The organism is Bacteroides muris (ex Fokt et al. 2023) (assembly GCF_024704895.1).
In the GTDB taxonomy this organism is placed as follows: domain Bacteria; phylum Bacteroidota; class Bacteroidia; order Bacteroidales; family Bacteroidaceae; genus Bacteroides; species Bacteroides muris.
The window spans coordinates 40790-62281 of the sequence record NZ_JAMZEE010000004.1; the positions used below are offsets into that span (position 1 = coordinate 40790).

A 21492-nucleotide genomic window follows, 5' to 3' on the forward strand; every position below is an offset into this window, starting at 1 on the left:
CGCAGGGCTTTTACCCTGCTGGTTAAACTTATAATATCGTAATCTCTTTGTTGCCTATCTCTGTATCTACATTCAGAACCTCGTACTTTTGAGCCTTGTAGTTATAAACAACTTCACAGGTATTGAAGCCTCTGCCATCTTCTCTTTGGTCATAAACAGTATTTATATGCTGATACATTTTATTGCCTAACATGAAGTTTATCTTACCTGATGTACAGAAGTAGAATGCTACTGCATACTTCAATGTTTTCTTTTCATCAATCTTCTTTGTTGCCATGATCGTATATTTAAGCGTTAATACCAATTGTGTTTCTCATAAAGTCACTTGCTTGCTCTACTGACATACCCAGCTTCTTTTGAATCAAAATGAGCATACAGCTTACTTGTTCTTTTGTGTTCAAATTGCCTTGTACAAACTCTGACATGATGAACTTCTCTATTGTTCTTTGTTTAATTACTGATGCTGCCATAATCGTATATCTTTTAATTGTTATTACTTCTTGTTTGATGATGCAAATGTATGGGTTTATAATTACACTTCAAATAGAATAAAGATAAAAATGTAGCTATTTAATAAACATTAGCAAAAACACAATTGTAAGGGTATACAATTACATATTTATTAATAAATCAATCTTCTTGATGCAATAAACAGCTACTTTTATTGCATTATTGATTTTATCATATTATATTTGTTCCGTTTATTATAATATACATTTGAAATGGATATAAAAAGCATCATTAAAGAAAAGGGCTACACCATTCAGGATGTAGCAAAAAAGATGGGTGTAAATAGAGTAACTCTTACTCTTACCTTACAAGGAAATCCCACCTACAAAAAGTTGAAAGAGATAGCCGACGCCATTGATTGCAATATAGTTGACTTCTTCCGAGACGAAACAAATAACTCTTCCACTTGTAAAGGAGAAGATAGTGAACTCACCGCCCTTATCCAGTATAAAGAAAACTTCTACAAAGCCGATACGATAGAGGAGCTAAAGAAAATTGTGGCTGAGATTGAAGAAAAACAGTAAATCACTTGTTCTGCAACTGTAAAATAGTTACATTTGCATAAACCATTAAATTATGGGTACAAAAGAGAAGTTGATAGAACGCTTTAAAAGCCAGCCAAAAGATTTTAATTGGGATGAGCTTGTACGCTTGTTCTCCATTTTCGGATATAAGATAGATAACAAAGGAAAAACAAGTGGGTCACGTGTCATTTTCGCAAAAGGGGAAAGCTCGTACACTGCGCATAAGCCACATCCAGGAAGTATCGTAAAAGGGTATGTAATGAAACAAGTATTTGAATTTCTGACTAAAAATAAATTAATATGAAAACATTGACTTACAAAGGTTACATAGGAAGTATTGAGATAAGCGATGAAGATAATTGCCTATTTGGAAAAGTCCTTGATTTGCCAAAAGATACAATGATTTCGTATGAAGGTGAAACTGTATCTGAATTGAAAGAGGATTTTAAAGGAGCTGTGGATGATTATATAGCATATTGTAAGGAAGCCGGAATTACACCGCGTAAAAGTTATTCTGGTTCCCTGAACATACGAATTTCCCCAGAGGTACATAGCAAAATTGCCATTCTCGCCCAACAGGCTGGAATATCAATAAACGCTTTTATTAAATCAGCCGTAGAAAAGCAAGTTGCAACTATGTTATAAACAACCATGGATAAAAAAGAACTCTTTATTTGTGAATGCAACAGCATCGAACATCAGATTGTGATGTCATATTTTGAGGATGAAAAGGAAGTATATTGCAACGTACACTTAAAACCCGAAAGAAATGTACTCAAACGAATTATCCATGCTGTTAAGTACATATTTGGTCATCGAAGTGCATATGGAGATTTTGACGAATTTATTTTCAATCCTAAAGATGCAGATAGGTTGCAAAGTGTTGTTGACCATTTGAGAACAGAAAAGCCGGAGCACTAAACTCCGGCTCATTAATTGATTAGCCCTTTGATTCTTAACCGATTTACGATTTCGGTGTAAAGATACTCTATATCCCCACTGAAATCCCCATAGTTCTGATACAAAAACACGACATCCGCACAGTTGTCGGAAATGGTACATTCTGATTGAACACCAAGAACCCTTGCTAATTCAGGTCGTAACCCTGCTGTCATTTTTCCACCGGCAAGCGAGCTTGGAGAAAACAGATACAGGATAATGAAAATGAACTTCTTCCGCTGGGTTACACTGTCAATATTCGGTGGACATCCTCTCTCATTCAGCAACTCAACGAATATCTTGTAGATTTCATGGATAAGGCTTTTGTCTTTCAAAATTGGGGCGGTCAAGGCGTTTTCTTCCTCTGAAAGTTCTGATTTCTCAATACGAATCTTTTTAAGACGAATTATTTTGTTAAAATCCAGTTCCATAACACGATTATTTTAAAAGTAAATAGTATATTTGCATCATAATCGTGTGAGGGAGGATTGAGTGGTCGTGCGCTTGGTTCTCCTTTTTTTTATTTTACAGAGTTATTCTTTTCCTGAATAATCCGATTTTGCTCGTTCACCTCCCTACCCCATATCATAGCGGAATAGATGGCTTTTGCATACAAAAAGAGTTCCTCACGACTGGTAAGGAACTCAACTCGAAGGGCTGCACATTTCGCATCAGTCCAGACATTTTCATTTCTACTCATTGACTATTTGTTAATTTTATAAATCTATTACGTTAATGGTTAACATACATATCCGCTTGCTAAACCATGTTATAAGATGGCTGAACAAAGGCTCATAATTTGCATAACTTCCACAAATCCGTACCTTTGCAATGTGTTTTTCATAGTATTAGATTAAGGTTAATAAAAAAGATTGGCTGTCTGGGAAGATAGCCTTTTTTTGTAACCATTGGCAATATCTTTTCTTTATTAATCACCTGGTCGTTCATACCGTTTCTTCAATTGTTTCAAGACTATTTCCATACCGTTATCCAACCCTTTCTTATAGCCGGACATATGTTCACCTATGTTGTAAATCAAACATCCTACAACAATAAGGACAACCCCTAAAGCTCTATGCCAATAAGGGAGTGATATGCTGAACGGCGAAAATGTCAACCGGAAATGCCCGATGAATAATACTGCGATGACGAATATCGCAATAAAGAAAATGAGGTCTGTTTTCATGTCAATTGCCGTATAGAATATCCAACAACTCTTTCGCTTTCTTATAGGTATCAAAGCCTTTAATGTTCGTCCACCCATACGAAAGACGGCTTTCTTTTCTGACTTGTACAAAATACGTAGTTATTGGAATACAGCCGCTATATTTTGTTTCTCTTACAATCCTATATCTTTCCATATTAAATACTGTTAACGCATAAGAAACAACACAGCAGCTACAGCCCAACCGGACAAAGCAATCATATAAAGTACAAATTTTGTATAACCAATCCATTTAGCTTCCCGATTGAATTTGTTTATCGCTCCTTTTAAGTCTCCAAACCGTTCTTCAATGTCCCACATTACATTTTCTTTGACAATTTTCCTAAATCTCTCCCGTACATTCTCTGGAATGTAGAACCTGTTATCTTTATAGAAGAGATATGTAGAGCAATCAATACGACAGTAGTCATTATAATCTCTTCCAGTGTCTATCTTGATTGTTATTTCTGCCACGCCTTTTTCTTTCCATAGGTCAATGGCGTGTTTCTCAATTTCTTTCTCATTGAGCTTGGCAAGGTCTGCAAGCTTGTTATAATCGTATTCGTCTAACTGTACAATCTTTCTCATAATTAATTAATCCGTTTCAGTACATCCTTGTTGGCTTCGAGTATCTCATCGAAAGAAGGGATAGGCATCCAAGCTACTGGTTCCCATAATGGAGGTATGCTGCTCATTGAACTATAAATAGGACTGTCTTTGTATACATCATTGATATAACCGTCCATACAGAACCATACTCCATTACAGTATGTGCCATTAAATATTGCGCCATGCTTGCACATGATAATGATATTCTCATTTTCTTCCGGCAACTGTTCCTTAACGCTTATCCACGGTGATTGCTTTGCCTGCCATTCGGCACCCTTTATAAATGCAGCTTCTGCAATTTCATCATATGTAATCCCATGATTAGGGCACTCATCTATTGAGTGATATTGGGCATATACACCCATTGATTGGGCAGTTGTACGTCTGCACTCTTTAGCTGCTTCTTCTACTGTCTGTTTCATTTCTTACCCTCCTTATCAAATTCGGATAATGCCTGCTCACAAAACTTGACCTGCTCCAAAGCATAATCCCTCTTATAGGTTACTATATCACGTGTTGTATAGTCCGTATAACATCGGTCTATAATGCTTTTAACATAAAACCTTTTAGGTTCCTCACAATGGTTCAGAAGAATCACGTATTCATCGTTTCTCGGATGCAAGCACAAAAAACGATAATAATTCACTTCACCATTTAGGCATTCAATCAGTTTTTCATCTGTCTTTAGATTTCCAATGTCTTCTATATTCCTTATTGGTCTCATAATTCAATATTTTTTATTATTTTTTCTATTCCGCTCGCTCTGTACCTCTGCCATACACATCTTGCACCATGACGCTTTCAGATGGTATTCCTTACCGTTACGACGGGCTGTCCTATCGAAGAACCTGGATAACGGAAGTGCTCTTCCACAGCAGGTACACAGTTTACGCTCCACTCCGTCAACCACCACCCGGTTACGGGGTTTCCTCCTCACGATTTCACATGGTCCGCATTCGGACGCACCGTACCTCCTGCAATAGGCAAGTGAGTGCTTGCCGCACTTGGCGAAGGAGGTGCAATCCGAACGGGGAACTGTCTGGTGAATGTTCATACTATTTGCCTTTTTCTATAGATTCTATTGCCAGGAATATCTCATACATTACTTGTGGGACAATCGCATTGCCGTATGCCTTTATCGATTCCTGCCGCCACTTTGAAAAGGCAATACCGTCCAATCCGGTGAAAACCCCATCATCTCGGCTACAAACTGGGGATTGAGTTGGGAAGTTTTTCCACCGTTCTGCAAATGATGTTCTCCTAACATTACCGGGAGGTTGCACAGAGCATCCGTCCTCGTTTTCCCGTTTTTTCTTTTCAATGCTTGTGGGGAAACGGAGGGTTGATAATCCCTCGCTGCTGGAGTAGGCAACATTCCGTTTATTGCCATTGCTGTCAAAGCTGTGCCCATCTGACTGTTCGGATTGTACTTCTTTGTATATTTGTCCGCTTCCCTGGCATTGGGAGTCGGAAGAAGCCCCATCTTCGCGGAAAGTGCCAATGTTGGCCGTTCCTTTGCGTTCGGCGATAGTGACTTGTTGATTCTTCTCGTCCCTCCATCTATGGCTGTCGGTGTCGGGAGCAGTTCCACCGGATAGAATATTGTTTTCCCATTCTCGTTGCATACCTTCATTCCCTGCGTCTGCACGGCGGGCAATAAAGAAGACGCGGTCTCTTCTGTGCGGTGCTCCGACGGCACAAGCCGGAATAACAACCGGTTGGACGGAATATCCTTCACGTTCAAGGTCGTTACACACTGTTTCGACGACATATTCCTGCCGATGCAATATTCTTTTTCTGTTATCTTCTCCGAATAGAGTTTCTTCGCTTCCCAACGGAGTTTCACTGCCTGGCTGTACCATCGTGAGGATTCCAGCAACGTTTTCACCAACAACCCAATCGGGCTGAATCTCCCGTATCGCTCGTAGCATTTCCGGCCAGAGATAGCGGTCATCTTCCGCTCCCTTTCGCTGTCCGGCACAAGAGAAGGGCTGGCAGGGGAAACCTCCAGTGAGGACATTGATTTTTCCCCGCCACTCTGTAAAATCTGTTTTCGTGATGTCTTCATAACTTTTGCTGTTTGGAAACCAATAATCAAGTATCTTTCTCCCGAACGGGTTTATCTCGCAATGGAACACGTTTTTCCAGCCCATCATTTCAGCAGCTATTTCTGGACCACCAATGCCGCTGAACAGAGAGCCATGTGTTAATCTTTCACTCATTCTTCTGATTATTAATTGTTGTCTAATCAATCAGCCTTTATCGTATTGGCGATATTATCTGCATCCGACAGTTCCCTTGCAAGAACTTCAAATGCTGCAGTACAGCGTTCAGTGTTCATGTTCACCGTTCTGCCGATTTTGAGATTGTCGGAGGCAAGGTTCATCAGTCTTGCCACATTATCCAGTTTAAGGTAATCCAGCATGAATACGTTGAACTTTGAATCCTTCCTCTTGAGTTCTCCTATCCGTTCTTCGAACTGTACACAAGCATAGTCGCACAACGTCCTTGCCAGTTCGAACTTTGCAAGTTCTGCGGAATGGGATATTCCGTTGTCATCAAGTGTCTGCTTGAACTGCCAGTATAGTATATCCACGTGCTTGTTCACTTCCTCCACATACTTGTCATTACATTCGGCAAAGAATTCACTGCGGTCTGAACCGATGATACCGTTTACGGTCCGCTCGTATTCCCTTCTCGCTCTGTCCGCATCGTTTAAATACCGTTTGAATGCCTGCTTGTAGTGGGGTGTGCGTTTCATAGCATAAATGCATTCGATAATCTGCCCGCAACAGATGTCGTTCGTGAACAGAATGTTGTAGGTGCATAGGACTACAAGGCTCTCATGCTTGCTGATTATCCTGGTTGCCGTATCGGTAGTCATTATATTTCAAAATAGATTTGTTTGTACTAATGTTCCTTTCTCTGTTTTTATTTCGCCAAAGCATTCTCTAAGAAATCGCTTTTCCTGCGATTCGAAATACTCCTTGTCGATCTCCGTAGCATAGAAATCAATGCCCATCTTATAAGCTACTATGCGGGAGCTTCCGCTTCCCAAGTGGGTGTCAAGAATCTTATCTCCTGGCTTTACAAACTTCTTAAAGGCCCAATGATAAAGCGCTATCGGCTTCTGTGTGGGGGTGAATCTTGGCTTCCTTGTTTGCTCCTCCGGTATTGGATAGATGGATGATAGCTGCAGGACAATCAAATGAAGTCCATGCAAGTTCGAACTGCGAAAAATTCTCCCACGGTTGCATCTTGTCCCAACACAATATTCCCCGTGTAGGTGGAAGAGGGAAGTAATTGCCTCCCCATATCACTTGATTACGACTGACTCTGAACAGCTCGTCAAAATACTTTTCGGAAGGTGGGGAAAAATCCCAATCGCATCGCATGGTATTCAAAGCCCGATCCTTCAGCTTGCCCGCTCCTTGATTTAATCTTCCCTTTTTCAGCCGTTGCGCAACGCTTTCGCCATTGTAGCCACCATGTTTACGGTTCAAGTTGGTTCCCATCGTCATATTGGGTGCATTTATTCCATAAGGAGGATCTACTATAGCTAAATCAAAGAACTTGTCAGGAATATCCTTCATGTATTCCATACAATCCATATTGTACACTTCACTTATCGGCATGATTCAATTCTTTGTTTTCATTGTTTCTGCTTTTTCTTGCAAGTTCATCAATCATTCGCTGGTACTTCTCTGCCACCAACGGGCATCGGAGGCGCAGTGCGTTGTCACGCTGCTACTCCAATAATTCGATTTTCTTCTCAATTTCTATGTCCATAAAATTATTTCTTCTTGAATTTGTCACATATCCTCCCGTACCGGTCACACGCGCACACCCTATGGTCCTTGGCCTTGCATAAACAAGAGTTATCTACGAAATCTCTGGAGTATGAGCATTGGCGGCAGCGGACGGGTGCAGGTGGTATATCTTTTTTCTTTGCCATTATCTTCGGCTTTCACCTTCAATTTTAATTACATTGAACATCTCTTTCACCCGGTCGGCAATATAATCCCCATACCGTTGAGAAAACTCCTTGTCCGGGTCCAGATTGGTAGTCATGTGGGTGTAGAAACAATATCTCTGCTCATAGCGCAGTTGCAAGACGGTCTGAATGGCATTGATGCCCGTACCAAAGTGTTTGGCATCCATAGGTTCCCGACCCACCTCGTCAATGGCAAGATTGTGCATACATGACCTGTCTGTGTATTGGTTTAACCCGACAATTCCTTTCTCGGCAAACAGCAAGGCAATCTCGGCAGCACTGGTGAACTGAAAGGTCAATCCGGCATCCGCACCGCCAATACAATAACGGGCAATTTTTGCTGCATAGTTCTGTAATCCTTTCAACAAAGTGGACTTGCCAACTCCGATAGGGCCATGTAATAACAAGCCCTTATCCAAATCAAGCATTCCCGGCATTCCCCATATCCATTGATAAAGGGCTTTCAGCAGTTGGCGGTTGCTGTCATCAACTGTAAAGGCCGGGGAAACGGATTTCATGGAAACTACGAGTTGGTTGCGCCAATACATGTCAGCCTGCTCCCTGCTCCATTGCTTATGGTTAGCTCTGTTTGCCGAAGACAATTGATTTGATACCGGCAGAACTTTCGTCTGGTTTTGTATCAGGTTTCCGATTGTTTCCATTTTTAGCTTGTGCTACGATTTCATTAAATTTAGAATTGATATTAGTTACGCTGAAATTATCAAATATCCACCCCTCTTTGACCGAGGAAAGAAGGTATTGAAGGGCATACAACAGAGAATCATCGGAAACGTCCATTTTCTTTTGTTCTCTTTGGAATTTGAGCTTATTCAAGAGCTGGGACATAGCCCCGGCATCCTTGGCTGTCCAGTAGTAGTCAGCCCCGAAGGTTTCCCTAAAATGCTGTTCAAATAGCAAACGGGCTTTTGAATTAATCTCTTTAGGCTTATTTTTCTTGCCTCCCCCCTTGGGGGGTGTGGGGGGAATATTATTATCTTCTTCATCTTTCTTTTTATTATTGCCCTTAGCTTGCCCCAATTCTTCTATTTTTTGAGCCATTTTTTCTGTGGTTGCCCTTAACTCCGCCCTTAGTTCGCCCAAAGCATGATTTAATCCGCTGATTTCTTTGTTGTTGTCTATGCCCTTATCTACGTCTCTTTGCCTGCCCTTGACCGGATTATATTCATCATAGTTACATAAAGTAATTACGGTCATACCTTGTTTATTACAAGTCGTTATCATACCTCTTTTTTTAAGTTTGGCAAGGAAATAGCGCACTTTCTTTTCAGACCATTGCCAACGCTTCATCAAAAACGATACGGATGCTGGATATTGACCTCTTGTATAAGAGATTTCCCGACCTCCGATAAGTTCGCTGTACGCCTTGTCGGTTGCCTCAAATCGTGCGCTCTGAATCAAGTCGAGCCACGCTTCGCATTCCGAAAACTTACGGGCTACTTTCCACATTTCATTCGAGAAAAACTTGCGGCTTAGCCTCAAAAATCCTTCGTCCATAGTCTTAGAATCTCACGTTAGTTAATTGCCTTCCGTTAGAGAATACAGCCCATTTCCCATTTCCGCTATCAAACAACCGTAAGTCCGATACCTCTCCGAAACGTTTGATATTACCGCATAAATCCACAATCCATCCACATTCTTTAGAAGGATGCGGGCGGATGGCACGACCGACTATCTGATACCACATGGCAAGTGACATTGTAGGACGTGCCATAACTACCGTATCAAGTTCCGGATAGTCAAAGCCGGTGGTTAATACCCCGACATTCGCCACTACCGAAATTTCACCAGCCTTGAACGCTTCAAGTATCCTTTCGCGCTCACCTTTTGGGGTGTCACCCGAAACGATTGCGGCTCCGGGTATAGACCAGGTAAGCCGCTCCGCTTCTTTCAGAAAACGGGTAAATACCAAAATACCTTTCCGTTTTCCTCCGGCTTTGGGATTCATCAGCCTTTGGACAATATGAACGAGATAGCCGTAAAAGTCTATCCGTTCATATTCTCTCTGAACTGACCTATCCGTGTAGTCGGCACCAGTGGTATTTACTTTCAAATTGAGTTCGTTCCATCCCGAAGGATTCATTGGATAATAATTTAGTTTTGCTAAATATCCCAAATCTAATAGGGTTGATACCTGTACATGGTAAATGACCTCTGAAAAGACATGAGGTTTTGTCCGAGTGATAAATTTCAGCATGGAGCCGAAATCACGACTGGAGCTTAAACGGTATGGCGTTGCTGTCAGTCCAAGAACCTTACACTTCACTGCATCAAAAAAATCCTTGTACATTCCCTCTTTGGGGTTTACAAGATGACATTCATCCACAATGATGTTCTTGAAGTGGGTAAACAGTTCGGGATGATTCTTTACACTGCCGATGGTGGCAAATGTTATCCGGCTTATCTCCTTTGAGTTAAAGGATGCTGAATAGATACTGCAATCAAGAATACCGTATGAACAGAGTTTCTTGAAGTTTTGTTCTAAAATTTCTTTTGAGGGCTGAAAAACCAATGTATGACCGTCAAGCCTTGCGGCTATATCCGCTATGATAAGACTTTTTCCACTCCCCGTAGGCAGAACCATGATAACATTCGTCTTCTTCGCCCTGTTATTGAAGAAAGAAACGGCAGCATCAGAGGCTTTCTGTTGGTAATCTCGTAATACATAACTCATAGCCCTTTCTCCTTTCGTAACTTTTTATTAAGTGTTTTGTAATACTTGATTAGCTGTTCGTACTCAAAATCAGTCATTTTGGAAGTGCCGGCAGCTTTCACTTTCAGCAAGTCAAATTTCTGTTGACCGATTTTAGCAATTAGATTCACCCGATAGCCTTCCAAATGGTCGGCTTTGAACCTGTTGCAGTGCCGGCATTCGGCATGGCAATTATTCTCATCAAACCGTGTTGCCAAATGTGTACGACTGAAATAGTGCCCGCAGTCCGCTTGTGTAAACGGCTTTATCTGTCCACATGATATACATCGGAAGGAACCGTTTGGCATACAATCACGAAGCCGGATGAAAAGGGAAAACTCTTTGTCGAGCTTAGCTTTCAAATCCGGCTTCTTCTTTACTGTTATCCCTGCTTTATCAAACAGAGGTAAAGGCTTGTCTTTCTTCTTAGCCTTTCGTTTTATGTAGTACGGCATTGTCTATTTGTCCAATTGTTTCATCAAGTACCTTGTCTCTTGAACGACGGCTTGTTTGTCCCAGTCATATTCATTGTCTCCATAATGGAATGTGTCAAACCCGAATATCCACCAGTCATCACCTATTTCCGTATTATCGGTAATGAATTCCACATCATCCAATATGGGATTTCTTTTTCCGACATACTTGGAATTAATTTTCCTTTTGCTTCCGATAGATTCTTCACCGCTTATTGCCGGTTCTGAAAATGTGATACCTCCATGTACACTTATATCATCAATATCAAAATAAGACATTCCATGATATTTGTTCGCAGAGGGAACAGCCACATATCCGTTATGCGTTCCATGCTCTACCATAGTGGACTTAAACCATTCGTTTGATTTTATAAATGCTACTGCTTTATTTTCCATAGTTTTCTATTATTGGTTTACACAGTTCAACAACTTGTTTACAATCCTCCACATCAAACATTCCGATATGGCAAAGCTCACGTGGTATGCCCAGTTGATTGGATAGCCACAGGTAGGCTTTGTTTCTGTTTGAAGTGTTGGGGATATGTTTCTTCCAAATTTTATTGATAAGATTGGTCTTAGCTACCTGGTCGAAGTAGAAGTGGGCTTCTTTCTTGGCTTCCCTTAGTTCCGCGTTTGCCAAACGCCCTAACGCCTGGTCTGTACCCTTGTGTACTCCGACATAAGCCCTACAATCTCGGCAGAGGTAAATCATACCGTAGGAGCGTCCGTAGATTACAGAACTATCCACGTATTCAGTAGACCTACCGCAATAAGGGCAAATCTTACCAGTTAATAATTCATCCATAATTTTCCATTAAAAGCCCCGAAGCGTATTCTCCGGGGCACAACCATTATTTACTAACCCTTGCCATTTATGTGTGGCTCACATTTATGTGGAGAGCCCGGGCTCGAACCGGGACGAGTGGTGTTTTTGCGGTTATATGATTTTAAATCATTCTACCTAAGATGTCTCGCAGGTTGCCGGCTTGGTTATTAACGGTTATCCTGGAATTTTGCACCTCACATCTTGATTAACGTCTACCAATTCCGTCACTTCTCCATGTTCGCCTGCCATATCTTCACAGACCGAGCAGGCAGGTTAACAAAGTTATTCCATATAAGCCATTGAAAACTCTTTCGGAATAAAACGCCCGACCGGGATAGGTTTAGCAGATTCAATGGCTGTATGGATTTCCCTCTTTCTGAACTCATGTCCCTTTTCTTTGGCTTGTTTCTCACATTCTTCCTCTTTGTTTTTGAGATAGTGGATAATAAGCATCATTGCTCTGTCAACGTTGAAGGTGTTCACGACAAAAGTCTGAACTCTCTCGTCTTCATTCTCCCCATCCGTGAATGTGATTTTCGTCTCAATCTGATAGAATTTCTTTTCATTGGGCTTGGAATCTCCCTCTTCTTCATCTTCTTCCGTTACAGAATCGTTTAAAAGGAATGTATCTTTTAATTCTTCGAGGGTGGCATCATCTACCTTGCGTTCTTTCAAATTGTCAGTAAGAATCACGCAAGAATCGAACTCCTTGACCATTGTCAAGGTGAATCCGAACATATAGTTTAGTTCGATGTAATCTTTCAAGATACTACAAGAATTTTCCAATCCGGTGGCATACAGCAGGAACTTATGTTTCTTGTCCCCTATTTGTGCCTGTGCAAGATAGGGATATAAGAATTTGTTCTCGTTCTCGAATGCCAAGCGGTTCTGGTTGCTGACTTCCACTTCCTTAATGCCGTCAGCTTCCATACTGAAACGAATTTTCGCCAAAGTGTCTTGGTCTATCAGCGTGCCACGGTCAAAAAGAATTTCATTCCGTTCGATGGTTACTGTTTCACCTGTATCTTCATCAATGAAAGATTCCTCCCATGTTTTGAGGACACGTTTTGCAAGGTACATGTTGAGCATCTTTTTCGGGTCAGATGTCACATACCTGATTTCTGTTTTTCTTGTTTCTATCATAACTAAATAAATTCTTGATTTCTTTGTATTTCCTGCTGTTCCTCAAATTTCCAACAATATCCACCTGCTGTTTTTCTTTTGTTGTTACAACATTGTGAGATATTTTGAAAATTTATGCCGGTATCTCTACAAGCGTCCATTAATGTCAAATGTCGCTTTATAAAAGCTCCATTCTTATCTAATTGAATAACTACTTTACCTTGAGATACGGCCCTTCTTCTTTGGGCAGTACCATAACTCAAATTATAAGCGTGAGTACACCATTCCAAATTAGACAAGCTGTTATTGCTTTTGTTTTCATCTTTATGATTTACAACTGAATACCTATGAGGATTGGGTAAAAAAGCCTCTGCTACTAAACGATGAATGTTAAGTGTATGTGAGCGTCCGCCTTTGAATAGGTTTACACATTTATATCCACATCTATCTTGTAGTTTAAGGATATGCGGCTTTTTCTTCATTAATTCACCATTTTGTAGTCTTACGTAACTGCATATAGATTTAATTCTACCCCTGTCTGATACTTGATATAAACCTTCATATCCGACAACATCTTTCCATATTTCTGCCATTATAAATAATCTTTATTTCGTCCAATCTCTATTTCCATTAGTTGAATCAATCTATCTTCATCAGCAGAAGGTAAATATATTCCGCATTCAGCACTTGCCCAATTACGAAAACGGGTAATACTTGTACTCATTTCTGCACTATCTAAATCAGCAGAGCTGCGCAATATCTTTATCCGTCCCAAATACTTGTCGTCTCTCTCACGAATGAAAATGGATGGATTAACAAGCTTTTTATAATACTGTTGCTTCACCCACTCCAACGTGTTTCCGGTCTCACACGCAAAGTAACCTAAAATCACATGCAAATATTTATTGCTTTGCAGGCTTCTTTTAGGCTTTTTCTCTGTGAGTTCTACAACCTTACCGCTTTCTGCGAGCTTTGCAGAACGAGCCTTAAATTGCTCTTTCTGCAAAGGGTTTGAAGTATCGTAAAGGGACATACACTAAAAAGGCAAATCGTCCTTTACATTGCCATTCGCATCAACCGGAGGTGGGAAATTCTGCGGCTGTTGCTGATAAGTCGGTTGCGGTGTAGGTTGTTGAATTGGTTGCTGTGCCAGTGTAGCTTGTGAGGATTGCGACACACCGCCACGCGCATCTATTTTGTAACACCGAATAGACGCCATACGTTTGAATTCTCCGTCTTGATTCGTCCAAGAACGCCCTTGTAAGACAAATGATACAGTAACAACATCACCCTGATTAAAGCGGTCAAGTTCTGTACACTTGTCACCCGAAAACTCTAAGGGAATAATGTTCTCATACTCGCTACGCTCTCCCGTATAAGGGTCGTAAGTGGTAGCATCTAAAATAAACTCCCGTTTTATAAATGAGGAACCACCGTTTTTGGATGGTATTTGAACGGTTTGTCCGATTTCGATTATCCGTCCGGTTATTTGGTTTGCCATTAATTTTCTCCTCCAAAAATCTTTTTATCGGTTATAAGTTCTCTGTTTTCTTCCAAAAACCGGATAAATTCCTCACAATGATTAGTAAGAATAGGTATATCACGTTCGGGGTTGAAAACATATGTTTCTGTATAGGTATCTACCACATAATTGCCTTTGTTGAACTCTACAATGTTGTACTCAAATGTCCGTACATCCGAACCGTTCTTCATCAAAGCGTAAGGATAAACCAAATGTTGATGGTGGTCTTTGAACTTCCCTACGGTATAACTTCCGGTTGTTTTGATGTCGTGGACGCTGGCCGGCATCAGTTCGTCAATTACCCCATAAACCAAAACATTGCCGTATGCGGTTGAAAGAATCGCTTCTACCCTTTGTTGGGTCAATGCTCCTTTGAAGTAACCGGCGAACTCTCGGCAAAGTGAGATTGGGAAAGTAAAAACACGATTATTATAGGTAACTCTCAAACCTATAACCTCGTTGGTCTGAACCTCATCGTAATACAAAGGTTTACCTGTTTCGTCACAAGCTCCTTCGCGTATTGCCTTATATACCTTTTCAACCTGCACCGTTTCGGATTTCCGATTTTCAACCATACAGTCAATAACCTCATTAAAGGCTGTTCCCTTGTCTGCCGCTTCGCTGTCGAATGGCCTGCGGTTAATCCGGTCTATCAGTTCTTGAAACTGCTTCTGCCGAAACTCTTCTTCCGTATATGGTGGATTCTCACTCCACCCATAATAACGCTCATATATGACATCGCTATTAAGGTAATTGAAGTAAGAATCCAACAATGTTGCATATATACGATAGTTAGGCTGCATCTGAGTAGATTTTAGTTTCCTTATTGAATACCAGTCCCAAAGCCTTTACCTTTGCAGCAAACAAATTTCTCGCCATCATCAAAGAACTACCAACGTGTTCAAACTCATTGATATGTGAAGCGAACTCATTAGCGGAGTTGGCATCGGTGATAAATTCAATGCTTTCTTTTATTTCTTCTATCACCTTGTCATACTTTTCCTGCGCTTCCTTCTTGGCAGCAAGCATACCCAAATACGAATTGATTATCTTGGCGGTGATAAAGTCGTTCTTTGCGGTTGGATTACCATTCTTGTCAAGGATGGTAGGAACTTCCATCACTGAAGGAAGATTGCATGTATTCTTACCGTCATTTCTTGAAGTCGGGTCAAAAGTTATAGTGCGTCTTTGAACACCTCTTTCGCTTTTCATTTCAAGATAGCCGAGCAAATCCAGTTCGGTAACGATGGAGTTGTAGGACTTTTCACGCAAGGCAGGGATAAACACGGTATCATCACCTTCTTTCCGTGTGTCGCGATGGGCAACGAAAATGATGTGCTTGTTAAGCCCCGAAAGTGTTCGTGTCATCCATGAAAACTCCGCATTGATACCACTCCAATCCCTGATAGACGGTTGGCGGCTGCCACATTTATAAGTAATGATGAAATCCATCATCTTACCGATAGTATCAACTACAATGGTCTGATAAGCAGACAAATCCTCCTGCAAGACCTGTTGAACATCACTCCATGAAGTGACCTGTACGGTATCTATGTTTTCCAAATGCGCCATATTCATACGCTTAACGCCATTATCGAAATCCAATAATAACGGTTTCGGTGCGCTCAATGCCACTGTTGATTTTCCCATACCAGCCTGGCCGTAAATCATCATTTTCACTGTGGTAGGGATTACTAATTCATTTGATTTTTTGATAAGACTCATAATCGTAAAATTTAAAGGGTTAATTATTCTCTTTCTGTAGAATAGCATCTACATCACTTTTTCGGTACAATCTCTTACCTCCTATTTCCAACCTGCACAAATATCCAATTTTATGCCATCTCCATAAGGTTGACTTATCGGTATGTAGAATCTGACTTGCCTCTTTAATGGTCAAGTAGTCCTCTTCCGGTCTGATGAAAGAGTCTCTAATACTTCTCACAGTCTTTTTTACAAGATGTTCTGCGAACTCTTTCAAATCAGTGGACTTTATTGTCAAAGTAACATTGGCACCACTATTTAAAATATCCTCCATGTTCATTCTCTTACCCTTTCTATATGTTCAATTCTAAATCTTTGTAACCTTCTCATATCACCTTGTTCGTGGTAAAGTGACAAAGAAAATATACACAGTAAGCAACATGCGACGGACACACGGACTATAGGCGAAAAATCCATCGTGAGCCTCACACCGGCTATCCGTTCATAAAGCATTGTTGCAAGTTCTCTCCCATTCCGTACATGCAATATTTCAAAAGCCTTTTGCAATTGGTTATTAATCGTGCTAACCGCCCGGCATTTGAAATTGGCGATTTCCTTTTTCTCATACCCTTGTGCATACATCCGTGCTGTAATCTCGCATTCAGGGGTGAGTTCTGTGAATACCCGTTCCATAATCGTGTGAGTTAGATGACTATGACTCCCTTTTTACAACGACAATACCTTTTTTCGGATAAGACTTTGAAGCCCATTTTTTACCCTCAAGAAGATGCTTGGCATTTAGAAGTGATACGTTGTTGCGGATTGTCTCAAGTGAAGATATAGGCAGCTCTATCGTGGCTCCTCTCTTCATGTTTCTCATTTTCTCTTTACTTTCTACCTTTTCCATAAATGTTATATTAGAATGATTGGTGGGCGTTGACGGACTCGAACCGCCAGTCTCCTCCAATGAGGTGTGTTAACCATTACACCGAACGCCCCAATAAGAAAGGTGCGCTATCTTCACAGACGGCACACCCAGTACAAACACAAAATAAAACACGACAAAACAGTTTATACTAACACTTTTCATGTAACTCCATGCCGGTTATCACTGCAAGTATAACAGACAAAATAAACATTGCAGATGTCAACACGATTCCCGTCATGTACAAAGGGCCATCCTTTATTATGGAATTACATAATATCATTGTCATACAAAGCAGTACAAGCAACGAAAAAGAGAACATAATTATCTTCATAACATCGTCATTGCAACCAGTTCATCACTATAGAATTCTACAAAATCGTGCTTTCCGAACTCTACCATTACTTTATCCCCATTGATGGCGCAAATCGCCCCAATCTTGCTTTCCCATCCGGGATGTTTACACTTAACCGGCATACCTATATATGGCATACGTGATTTATACATACTTTTTCCCATAATCGTGTGATTTTAAATTTTACCGCCCGTACAAGGATGAGGTAAAGCGGTGCGCACTTCGCTTTGCCCGTGGCTTTTAGTACGATAGTAGCACTAACCTTTGCTGCGGTTGTGTACCCTACCCGATTCTCGCTATCGGATGTCAGTCTTTAGCTGTCAATAGGGCTATATTGTCGATGTGCGTGTCGGCCGCCTAATCCGTCATTACTTACACCTCAAAGACTATGGTTACACATCTATTAATTGTTAAACATTGCACAGCTCGCAAGCCCCAACTTGCTTATGTGCGTTCGTTATCTTTGGTTGGCAAAAACGGCTTATGAATTACACCGTAATTGCTTTCACAGACTTATCAAAGAACCAATCAATAGTACCCTACCCGATTCTCGCTATCGGATGCCAGTCTTTAGCTGTCAATAGGACTGTCGTGCGTGATATAATCGTGTGATTAATCATCGTAAAAGAACTTCTCGCCCGGCTTTCTGAAAAGCCTATAACTTGCATACAAGCAGCCTAATACTATCAATGCCTCTATCATACTGCTATTCTATCAAGTTGAAACTCTATGTAATCAATCTCTTCTTGAATAACCTCTAAGGCCTCTTCTTTGGTATCAGTATTACAGAAAGCACAAGCCTCTGTGTCAGACATCTTATCAACTCTATCAAGGTCTATACAAGCCTTATCCAAAGCCTTCTCAAGCCCGTAGGCTTCTACACTGTCACATACTCTAAACTGTCTCATATCAGGCGATTTTTAAAAGGTTAGCTTTCTTAAAGCATCTGAACTCTTGGCGTTCAGTATCATAGTAAGTTTGAACGGTGTCGTTCTTCTTTCTGTTGTCAGTACCAGTGACGGCAGGCATCAGTTTTTCATTTAGTGTACCGTAGGCTTCTCTCACAGAACCGTCCACCTTTTGAAAATAGAATTTCACAATCTTGCTTTTCATCTGCAATTTCAATTTCATGTTAGCCCAAGCGCATTTTAATGCTTCTGACATCGTGAAACCGTTCTTGCGAACGAACTGCCATGCAAGGCTCATAACTTCATGTAAAAAACTCTTCGTGCTCATAATCGTGTGATTTAATATGTTTATACTATTTGTATCGTCAATCATTTAGTTTATCTTTGCTACGTGATTGATTGATGATGCAAATATACTATCTAAAAAGACACCATCAAAACAAATGGTATCTTTTTAGATAGTAACAAACATTATTTAACTATTAGAGCGGTTTATACCTTATTATAATATGAAGAAAGAAAATTGGGCTTTAGTATTGAGTGGAATTGCGATAGCGATAAGCATTATTGCATTATGTATTTCTTGCCCTCACAAGGCAGAGTTAGGATTTGACTATCAAGGCGTATTGGTTGGTGTTCTATCATTACTTGTTACAATTTTGATAGGATGGAATATATATACGATAATTGACATAAAAAACACAAGAGATAAGATTGATGAAATATCAACTGGAGCATCATTCATGGTACAAAAAAACATGGCAGTTTCTGAAAACACCAACTGGATGATATATCATTATTTATTATTAGGAAAAGACCCATTGGGATTAGAATACAGATTTTTATATCATGGAGTTGCATGCTTATTCCATACATCACAATTCTCTGATATAACGACTTGCAATGTGGTAGTAAAAGGATTACTTGAATGTATAGCAAATCCTAAATCTATAACTATAACAAAAAATGGAAAGAATGACATTCTCAAGCTTTTATCTGGCGTGAAACACACCGACAAAATAGAAGGATTCCTTGAATTATTAAATAGGATCGCTTTAGTGAACGTGAAGTAACGAAGTGGTAATCCGTCATTGATGATTGTATTTGAGAATACAACTCCTTACCTTCATCGCTGTCTAAGAATTCTGTAGAAAAACCTTCGGGAATATTCTTTTCCATAATAATAAGTAAAGCGACCAACTCCAAAGTTGCGGTTTGAAGTGAAGTCGCCTATATAATCCCTTGCGGGAACAGTTAAACAATTTAGTTGGTATCATCCGCAACTTGATTCCAGCACAAATATAAGTATCTTTTATGATACCATCAAGAACTATGGAAACTATTAAAGATAGATTTTATGCGGTAATGGAAAAGCTTGGCTTAAATGACTATAAAGTGTATACTACCATTCCAAGCATCACAAAAAATATGATGTCAAAACTTAGAACTGGGGAAACAGGAGAAGTTTCTACTAAAATAATAGCTCCATTTTGTTCGTATTATGAGAATGCGAATCCAGAATACATTCTCACCGGAAGAGGAACACCACTAAAGGAAGAAAACGCCTTGAGCGAAACAATCAATATTCCTGCTTCAAACGGGATAGCTGTAACTTCCGAAAAGGAGTATAAAGAAGCTATGGAGAAAGGATTTCATCTTCTTCCAGAAGTAACTTTCAAGTTTGCCGCCGGTCAGGCAGAATTGATAAGCAAAACAGAAGATATTACCCGTTATTGGTATCTTCCCGATTGTAAAGATTGCGAAGGAGTTGCCCAAATTGTAGGAAATTCAATGACGCCTGCGCTTCCTGCCGGATGCTGGGTTGCACTCAAAAAATACACTCTTCCTCGTAATAATCCAAATGCAATTCCATTTGGGAATATTTTCGGAGTAGTTGTTGAAGATGAAATTACCGGAGATTATCACGGTCACATTAAAGTTATTCGCAGATATAAAGACCAAGAAGTATCTCGAAAATACTGGATAGCTCATTCAATAAATGAAAAAGAGTTTGATGACTTCGATATAGAAATTGCTCAGGTTAGGAGCTTATGGATAGTTAAACAACATATTGTAAGTGATATATTATTGTAGATGAAATCTAAATACTATGGGACTATATTTCAGAAAAAGAATTAAGATACTTCCCGGAGTGCACATGAATATTAGCAAATCCGGTACAAGCTGGTCAGTTGGTCCACGTGGAGCAAAAGTTAACTTTGGGAAGCGTGGCACTTATGTAACAACCGGAATACCGGGAACCGGAATTTACTCAAGAACAAAAGTCAGTAGTAATGGTATATCTAATCGTAGAATGCAATCAAGCAATATTGATTCTGGATATGAGATTAAAAATTACACAGGATGTCTTTTCTCGGCGATATGCTATGCGCTTGCAATCATATTGCCGATTTGCGGTGTGCACTTCTCTGTATCTATATTTCTTATTATAATAGGATTTGCATTGCATCTATCGTCGGTTGAAAAGAAGGAAACAGTTCAAAGCAATAATGAGGTTGACAACGGTAATAATGCCAAAGTTGTAGAAACGCCTATAAACAGGGCAATTATAGACACAGAAGAAAAAGAAGAGGAATTCATAACGGAGGAAGATGAAGAAAAAATAGAGTACCCCTCTGTAGAAAAGGTTGACATGACAAGGCTTGACCCACTATTTGAAGATGCAGCTCGATTAGTTGTTATCCACCAACAAGGTTCCACTTCATTAATTCAACGTAAATTCGCTATAGGCTATAATAGAGCAGGGCGTATTATGGACCAACTGGAATGTGCTGGTATTGTAGGAGAAACAAGTGGGATTAAAGCGAGAGAAGTTTTATGTAAAGATGAAGATGAACTCGAATATAAACTAAACCATTTGGAAAAATCTCGCTTTGAAAGACTTCAACAAAAACAGGAAGAAGAATTTGAAGAAGCATCTCAACGAGAAATACAGAATGAAAGTTCAAGATTAATTAAATTGGGCATAGATTTAGAAAAGGAAGGTATGATAAATGAAGCTATAGCTGTATATGAAAAAGCTATCATACCACAACTTCCAGCAACACATCCCTATGATAGACTAATGATTCTCTATCGGAAAAAGAAAGATTATGATAATGAAGTCAGAATCATCAAGATAGCCATAAGCGTATTTATGAAAGAAA

37 protein-coding genes, 1 tRNA gene and 2 pseudogenes are annotated in these 21492 nt (G+C 40.0%); 8 read left to right on the forward strand and 32 right to left on the reverse strand.

Going from position 1 to position 21492, the window contains the following annotated elements:
* Positions 1–28: 28 nt before the first annotated feature.
* Entirely contained in the window at positions 29–277 is a 249-nt protein-coding gene (locus tag M1B78_RS02565; protein ID WP_061412738.1) for a hypothetical protein, read from the reverse strand.
* A 10-nt stretch (positions 278–287) separates the two neighbouring features.
* Entirely contained in the window at positions 288–470 is a 183-nt protein-coding gene (locus tag M1B78_RS02570; RefSeq protein WP_061412734.1) for a hypothetical protein, read from the reverse strand.
* 252 nt (positions 471–722) lie between these two features.
* Between M1B78_RS02570 and M1B78_RS02575 the strand changes: the two genes are divergently transcribed.
* Genes M1B78_RS02575 through M1B78_RS02590 form a run of 4 tightly spaced genes read left to right on the forward strand, consistent with a single transcriptional unit; the run spans position 723 to position 1955 of the window.
* Complete coding sequence (locus tag M1B78_RS02575; RefSeq protein WP_081106202.1) at positions 723–1034, forward strand: helix-turn-helix domain-containing protein; 312 nt, start codon at positions 723–725, stop codon at positions 1032–1034.
* A 52-nt stretch (positions 1035–1086) separates the two neighbouring features.
* The gene (locus M1B78_RS02580; RefSeq protein ID WP_061412731.1) at positions 1087–1338 is read left to right on the forward strand and encodes a type II toxin-antitoxin system HicA family toxin; all 252 of its coding nucleotides are present in this window, start codon (positions 1087–1089) and stop codon (positions 1336–1338) included.
* Positions 1335–1679: a type II toxin-antitoxin system HicB family antitoxin gene (locus M1B78_RS02585; protein WP_061412725.1), complete on the forward strand. Its 345-nt coding sequence runs from the start codon at positions 1335–1337 to the stop codon at positions 1677–1679. The genes M1B78_RS02580 and M1B78_RS02585 overlap by 4 nt, the downstream gene beginning before the upstream one ends.
* A gap of 6 nt (positions 1680–1685) precedes the next feature.
* On the forward strand, positions 1686–1955 hold the full coding sequence (locus M1B78_RS02590; RefSeq protein WP_061412722.1) for a hypothetical protein: 270 nt from the start codon (positions 1686–1688) through the stop codon (positions 1953–1955).
* An 11-nt stretch (positions 1956–1966) separates the two neighbouring features.
* Here the strand turns inward: M1B78_RS02590 and M1B78_RS02595 are convergent, their stop codons facing one another.
* The 30 genes from M1B78_RS02595 to M1B78_RS02735 all read right to left on the reverse strand — a co-directional run bounded on the left by M1B78_RS02595 (position 1967) and on the right by M1B78_RS02735 (position 18653).
* A complete protein-coding gene (locus tag M1B78_RS02595) occupies positions 1967–2404 on the reverse strand; it encodes a hypothetical protein (protein ID WP_061412719.1) in 438 nt (145 codons plus the stop codon).
* Between the two features lie 89 nt (positions 2405–2493).
* Positions 2494–2673 (reverse strand): hypothetical protein, encoded by a 180-nt coding sequence (locus M1B78_RS02600; protein WP_061412716.1) that lies wholly within the window; start codon positions 2671–2673, stop codon positions 2494–2496.
* Positions 2674–2901: 228 nt separating this feature from the next.
* Positions 2902–3159 (reverse strand): hypothetical protein, encoded by a 258-nt coding sequence (locus M1B78_RS02605; RefSeq protein WP_061412776.1) that lies wholly within the window; start codon positions 3157–3159, stop codon positions 2902–2904.
* A 186-nt stretch (positions 3160–3345) separates the two neighbouring features.
* On the reverse strand, positions 3346–3765 hold the full coding sequence (locus M1B78_RS02610; protein ID WP_061412713.1) for a hypothetical protein: 420 nt from the start codon (positions 3763–3765) through the stop codon (positions 3346–3348).
* A gap of 2 nt (positions 3766–3767) precedes the next feature.
* Positions 3768–4208, reverse strand: a complete 441-nt coding sequence (locus M1B78_RS02615) for a DUF551 domain-containing protein (protein WP_225982713.1) — start codon at positions 4206–4208, stop codon at positions 3768–3770.
* On the reverse strand, positions 4205–4510 hold the full coding sequence (locus M1B78_RS02620) for a hypothetical protein (protein WP_257939817.1): 306 nt from the start codon (positions 4508–4510) through the stop codon (positions 4205–4207). Before M1B78_RS02620 ends, M1B78_RS02615 begins: the two co-directional genes overlap by 4 nt.
* 3 nt (positions 4511–4513) lie before the next feature.
* Positions 4514–4840: a hypothetical protein gene (locus M1B78_RS02625; protein WP_257939818.1), complete on the reverse strand. Its 327-nt coding sequence runs from the start codon at positions 4838–4840 to the stop codon at positions 4514–4516.
* Between the two features lies 1 nt (position 4841).
* Positions 4842–6008, reverse strand: coding sequence for a DNA (cytosine-5-)-methyltransferase (gene dcm, locus M1B78_RS02630; RefSeq protein WP_257939819.1), 1167 nt, complete (start codon positions 6006–6008; stop codon positions 4842–4844).
* A 26-nt stretch (positions 6009–6034) separates the two neighbouring features.
* Complete coding sequence (locus M1B78_RS02635; RefSeq protein WP_257939820.1) at positions 6035–6670, reverse strand: hypothetical protein; 636 nt, start codon at positions 6668–6670, stop codon at positions 6035–6037.
* Positions 6671–6676: 6 nt separating this feature from the next.
* Positions 6677–6994: a site-specific DNA-methyltransferase gene (locus tag M1B78_RS02640; protein WP_257939821.1), complete on the reverse strand. Its 318-nt coding sequence runs from the start codon at positions 6992–6994 to the stop codon at positions 6677–6679.
* Entirely contained in the window at positions 6885–7421 is a 537-nt protein-coding gene (locus tag M1B78_RS02645; RefSeq protein ID WP_257939822.1) for a hypothetical protein, read from the reverse strand. The genes M1B78_RS02640 and M1B78_RS02645 overlap by 110 nt, the downstream gene beginning before the upstream one ends.
* Positions 7422–7740: 319 nt before the next feature.
* Entirely contained in the window at positions 7741–8442 is a 702-nt protein-coding gene (locus M1B78_RS02650; protein ID WP_136009939.1) for an ATP-binding protein, read from the reverse strand.
* On the reverse strand, positions 8360–9295 hold the full coding sequence (locus M1B78_RS02655) for a hypothetical protein (RefSeq protein ID WP_229095771.1): 936 nt from the start codon (positions 9293–9295) through the stop codon (positions 8360–8362). The genes M1B78_RS02650 and M1B78_RS02655 overlap by 83 nt, the downstream gene beginning before the upstream one ends.
* A gap of 4 nt (positions 9296–9299) precedes the next feature.
* Positions 9300–10472: a DEAD/DEAH box helicase gene (locus tag M1B78_RS02660; RefSeq protein WP_257939823.1), complete on the reverse strand. Its 1173-nt coding sequence runs from the start codon at positions 10470–10472 to the stop codon at positions 9300–9302.
* Positions 10469–10945 carry a recombination protein NinG gene (locus M1B78_RS02665; RefSeq protein WP_117696865.1) on the reverse strand — a complete coding sequence of 159 codons (477 nt, stop codon included), beginning with the start codon at positions 10943–10945 and terminating at the stop codon, positions 10469–10471. The genes M1B78_RS02660 and M1B78_RS02665 overlap by 4 nt, the downstream gene beginning before the upstream one ends.
* A 3-nt stretch (positions 10946–10948) precedes the next feature.
* Positions 10949–11359 carry a hypothetical protein gene (locus M1B78_RS02670; protein WP_118936947.1) on the reverse strand — a complete coding sequence of 137 codons (411 nt, stop codon included), beginning with the start codon at positions 11357–11359 and terminating at the stop codon, positions 10949–10951.
* Positions 11349–11768 (reverse strand): zinc-finger-containing protein, encoded by a 420-nt coding sequence (locus M1B78_RS02675; RefSeq protein WP_117696862.1) that lies wholly within the window; start codon positions 11766–11768, stop codon positions 11349–11351. Before M1B78_RS02675 ends, M1B78_RS02670 begins: the two co-directional genes overlap by 11 nt.
* Positions 11769–12071: 303 nt before the next feature.
* Positions 12072–12932 carry an RNA polymerase subunit sigma gene (locus M1B78_RS02680; RefSeq protein ID WP_257939824.1) on the reverse strand — a complete coding sequence of 287 codons (861 nt, stop codon included), beginning with the start codon at positions 12930–12932 and terminating at the stop codon, positions 12072–12074.
* A 2-nt stretch (positions 12933–12934) separates the two neighbouring features.
* Entirely contained in the window at positions 12935–13504 is a 570-nt protein-coding gene (locus tag M1B78_RS02685) for an NUMOD4 domain-containing protein (RefSeq protein ID WP_119962228.1), read from the reverse strand.
* Positions 13504–13917, reverse strand: coding sequence for a hypothetical protein (locus tag M1B78_RS02690; protein ID WP_227201700.1), 414 nt, complete (start codon positions 13915–13917; stop codon positions 13504–13506). The genes M1B78_RS02685 and M1B78_RS02690 overlap by 1 nt, the downstream gene beginning before the upstream one ends.
* A 30-nt stretch (positions 13918–13947) precedes the next feature.
* Entirely contained in the window at positions 13948–14412 is a 465-nt protein-coding gene (locus tag M1B78_RS02695; protein ID WP_215709377.1) for a DUF3127 domain-containing protein, read from the reverse strand.
* Positions 14412–15236 (reverse strand): HNH endonuclease, encoded by an 825-nt coding sequence (locus M1B78_RS02700; protein WP_257939825.1) that lies wholly within the window; start codon positions 15234–15236, stop codon positions 14412–14414. Before M1B78_RS02700 ends, M1B78_RS02695 begins: the two co-directional genes overlap by 1 nt.
* Positions 15226–16158, reverse strand: a complete 933-nt coding sequence (locus M1B78_RS02705) for an ATP-binding protein (RefSeq protein ID WP_118132123.1) — start codon at positions 16156–16158, stop codon at positions 15226–15228. The genes M1B78_RS02700 and M1B78_RS02705 overlap by 11 nt, the downstream gene beginning before the upstream one ends.
* 19 nt (positions 16159–16177) lie before the next feature.
* Positions 16178–16477: a helix-turn-helix domain-containing protein gene (locus tag M1B78_RS18840; protein WP_118132122.1), complete on the reverse strand. Its 300-nt coding sequence runs from the start codon at positions 16475–16477 to the stop codon at positions 16178–16180.
* Positions 16474–16830, reverse strand: coding sequence for a DNA-binding response regulator (locus M1B78_RS02710; RefSeq protein WP_257939826.1), 357 nt, complete (start codon positions 16828–16830; stop codon positions 16474–16476). Before M1B78_RS02710 ends, M1B78_RS18840 begins: the two co-directional genes overlap by 4 nt.
* Before the next feature lie 19 nt (positions 16831–16849).
* The gene (locus M1B78_RS02715; RefSeq protein WP_117880743.1) at positions 16850–17044 is read right to left on the reverse strand and encodes a hypothetical protein; all 195 of its coding nucleotides are present in this window, start codon (positions 17042–17044) and stop codon (positions 16850–16852) included.
* A gap of 20 nt (positions 17045–17064) precedes the next feature.
* A tRNA-OTHER gene (locus M1B78_RS02720) sits at positions 17065–17135 on the reverse strand.
* Positions 17136–17392: 257 nt separating this feature from the next.
* The gene (locus tag M1B78_RS02725; RefSeq protein ID WP_118273778.1) at positions 17393–17581 is read right to left on the reverse strand and encodes a hypothetical protein; all 189 of its coding nucleotides are present in this window, start codon (positions 17579–17581) and stop codon (positions 17393–17395) included.
* Positions 17582–18115: 534 nt separating this feature from the next.
* Complete coding sequence (locus M1B78_RS02730; RefSeq protein ID WP_118132120.1) at positions 18116–18325, reverse strand: hypothetical protein; 210 nt, start codon at positions 18323–18325, stop codon at positions 18116–18118.
* Between the two features lies 1 nt (position 18326).
* On the reverse strand, positions 18327–18653 hold the full coding sequence (locus M1B78_RS02735; RefSeq protein WP_118132190.1) for an SH3 beta-barrel fold-containing protein: 327 nt from the start codon (positions 18651–18653) through the stop codon (positions 18327–18329).
* Positions 18654–18834: 181 nt separating this feature from the next.
* On the opposite strand from M1B78_RS02735, the gene M1B78_RS02740 reads away from it, so the two are divergent.
* The 4 genes and pseudogenes from M1B78_RS02740 to M1B78_RS02755 all read left to right on the forward strand — a co-directional run.
* On the forward strand, positions 18835–19398 hold the full coding sequence (locus tag M1B78_RS02740) for a hypothetical protein (protein WP_133303597.1): 564 nt from the start codon (positions 18835–18837) through the stop codon (positions 19396–19398).
* A gap of 259 nt (positions 19399–19657) precedes the next feature.
* Positions 19658–20419, forward strand: a complete 762-nt coding sequence (locus tag M1B78_RS02745; RefSeq protein ID WP_118132118.1) for a hypothetical protein — start codon at positions 19658–19660, stop codon at positions 20417–20419.
* A gap of 16 nt (positions 20420–20435) precedes the next feature.
* A pseudogene (locus M1B78_RS02750) lies at positions 20436–20591 on the forward strand (DUF4236 domain-containing protein); the annotation flags it as partial.
* Positions 20592–20969: 378 nt separating this feature from the next.
* A pseudogene (locus tag M1B78_RS02755) lies at positions 20970–21209 on the forward strand (DNA translocase FtsK); the annotation flags it as partial.
* Between the last annotated feature and the right edge of the window lie 283 nt (positions 21210–21492).